Annotated in this window: 3 protein-coding genes; all 3 read right to left on the bottom strand. The window is 71.7% G+C overall.

Annotated elements, in window-relative coordinates:
* Positions 1-822, bottom strand: an 822-nt coding sequence (locus GA0115259_RS14325) for a flotillin family protein (protein ID WP_141716561.1), incomplete at its 3' end; no start/stop codon positions are given.
* A 184-nt stretch (positions 823-1,006) separates the two neighbouring features.
* Positions 1,007-1,522, bottom strand: a complete 516-nt coding sequence (locus tag GA0115259_RS14320; RefSeq protein ID WP_093596146.1) for a hypothetical protein — start codon at positions 1,520-1,522, stop codon at positions 1,007-1,009.
* A gap of 214 nt (positions 1,523-1,736) precedes the next feature.
* A partial coding sequence (locus GA0115259_RS14315; RefSeq protein WP_107469187.1) for a PucR family transcriptional regulator occupies positions 1,737-2,727 on the bottom strand: 991 nt, incomplete at its 5' end.

Raw genomic sequence — 2,727 nt, 5'->3', positions numbered from 1 at the left:
GTCCTGCTCGCGCGCCGCCTGGGCCAGCGGGCCCGCCGCCGCCGCGCGCGCCGCGGCCTCGTCCGTCTCGGCCTTGATCTCGGCCTGCTTCAGATAGAACGTCCGCTGCGCGATCGCGATCTCTTCCTCGGCCTTCAGCCGCGCCTGCTCGGCCGCCCGGCGCGCCACCGCCTCCGCGATATCGGCCTCCTGCTTGGCGCGGGCGGCCTCGGGACGGCCGAGGTCCTCCAGATACGAGCCCTCGGTGGTGATGTCCTGGATCTGGAACGCGTCGAGCACCAGGCCCTGCCCGGACAGGCTCGCCTCGGCCTCCTCCGCGACCTGCCCGGCGAAGGCCGCGCGGTCCCGGATGATGTCCTCCACCGACATCCGGCCGACGATGGAGCGCAGCGCGCCGGAGAGCACCTCCTGCGTAAAGCCGACGATGCCGCCCTGCTGCTGGAGGAACCGCTGGGCCGCGGCCCGGATGGAGTCCTCGGTGCCGCCGACCTTGACGATGGCCACACCGTCGAGGTTGGCCTTCACTCCGCGCAGCGTGACGGCGCCGCGCACGGCGACCGGGATGTGCCGGCTGGACAGGTCGAGCGTGAACTTCTGCTGGACGAACGGCACGACGAAGACTCCGCCGCCGACCACGACCTTCTGGCCGCTGGTGTCCATGGACACCCGGCCGGTGGCCGGATCGGTGGACGACTTGCCGCGGCGGCCGGTGACGATGAACGCCTGGCTGGGACCGGCGACCTTGTACCGCGTGATGACGGCCAGTGCCAGCAGGGCGACGAGTACGACGACCCCCAGCACGGCGATGACGACTGGACTCATTGTGGCCTCTCCCTTGCCCCCCGAGGGACGGCAGTTCGGATCGGTGCGCGCGGAACGTTCCACGCGCTGCGCTGGTTCACGGGGGTGTTCACGGGGGTGTTCGTCGGCACGGCTGTCCCGACGGCTTTCCACGGCTGTCCGGACGGCTGTTCCGACGGCCGCGCGGACGGCCGGCCGGGACCGGTCAGCGCTGGACCGGGCGTACGGAGACGGAACTCGACGAGAGCGTCGCCTCCACCCAGATCTCGGCGCCGTACTCCACCGGTTGCTCGCTCTTGGCGGAGTACTTCACCGTCTGGCCGCCGAGCCGCAGCAGCACCTCGCCGTAGCCGGTGGCCGGAATCGCGGTGACGACCGTGCCCGCGGTGCCCACGAGATCGTCACCTCGCGGAGTCGCCGTGGTCTGGTCACGCATCAGCGCCCTGCTGAACTTCCAGGTCAGCCATCCGGCCACCACACCGGCCGCCGCCCCCGCGACGGCGGCCGGTCCCGTACCGAGATCCGTGGTGCCCTGGACGATCGCGCCGCCGAAACCGAGCATCGAGACGAACCCGGCGATCACCGGCAGCGACAGCAGCCCGTCGAAGAGGCCGTTGAGCATCCCGACGCCGCCGAAGAGCCCTTCCAGAATCCCGTCGAAGATCAACGAGAGGACGAGCAGCACGATCCCCGCGATGCCGAGACCCAGAAACAAGGTCATCGGACCCACCTCCCCACTGCCCCGGATCCCCCGCGGTCTCCCTCGGGCAGGGCGCCATGTTCCCATTCGTGGACGGCCGTGCGCATTGCCGGTTTCCGGCAGTCTTAACGCGTTCTTAATGCCGACTGCCGACGGCTGCCGTTGTCGACCACCGGCCGGCTGACGGTCAGCCGACTGCCTGCCGCCGGCTTCAACTACACCCACGCCTACGGGCTCAGAATGGTTTCGTCGGCCAGTCCAGCAGCCTTGCCCCGATGACGGCCGTCTGCAAGGTGTAGCGATGCATGGGATCGGCGGGATCGGCGCCGGTGAGCTTGTGGATCCGCTCCAGCCGGTACGTCAGGGCCCGTACGCTCAGCGACAGCCGGCGCGCCGCCTCCGCCGCCACACAGCCCGCGTCGAAGTAGGTGGAGAGCGTCTCCATGAGCGGCTGGGCCCCGCCCCGGGCGGACTCCAGCGGACCGAGCGTGCTGAGGACGAGTTCGGTCATGGCGTGCCGGTCGCGGGTGAGCACCGGATAGACGAGCAGATCGGCGGCGTACAGCACGGGCACGTCCATGGCGAGCCGCGCGGCGAGATCGAGGACGTTCAGGGCCTCCTCGTAGGACTGGACCACTCCGCCCACACCGGGCTGCGGACGGCCGATGGCGACCCGGCCGCCGTCCGTGGCCGCGAACGCCTGCTTGGCGAAGTAGGTCAGTACCTCGCCCTGGTCGCCGGGCGCGATGCACACCAGCCGGCCGGCCTTGGTGGTGAGCAGCACGCTGCGGTCGCCGAACCGGCCGATCAGAGCCTGTTCCACGGCGCGCGGTACGGGCTCCTCCTCGTCGTACGGGACGGCGCCCTCGGCGACCGCGACGGCGTGCGCGTACGAGAGCCGCAGCCCGAACCGCTCGGCGCGCTCCGCCAGCCGCCCGAGATCGCTGCGCCCGTACAGCAGGTCGTCGATGAACTCCCGGCGCGCGGCGGCCTCCTGGCGTACGGCGAGCCGCTGGGCGCGTTCGTGGCCTTCGGCGAACGCGTCGACGGCCTGCTCGACGGCGGCGAGGACACTGTCGACGGTGCCGCGGCCGGAGGCGATGCCGTAGCCGGAGGCCGGGCCCGAGGTGGCGCCCGAGGTGGCGGCGGTGGCGGGCCAGTGGGCGCGGGCCTCGGCGAGATGGGCGACGACGAGGGCGCGCAGTCCGAATCCGGCCTCGGCGGCC

The organism is Streptomyces sp. MnatMP-M17 (assembly GCF_900091995.1).
Classification (GTDB): Bacteria; Actinomycetota; Actinomycetes; order Streptomycetales; family Streptomycetaceae; genus Streptomyces.
The sequence above is the reverse complement of the archived record's forward strand: the minus strand, read 5'-3'. Positions and strand labels throughout refer to the sequence as shown.

Excerpts from the sequence above, each read along its gene's own strand:
- GA0115259_RS14320 (WP_093596146.1), bottom strand. The coding sequence starts at position 1,522 with ATGACCTTGTTTCTGGGTCTCGGCATCGCGGGGATCGTGCTGCTCGTC.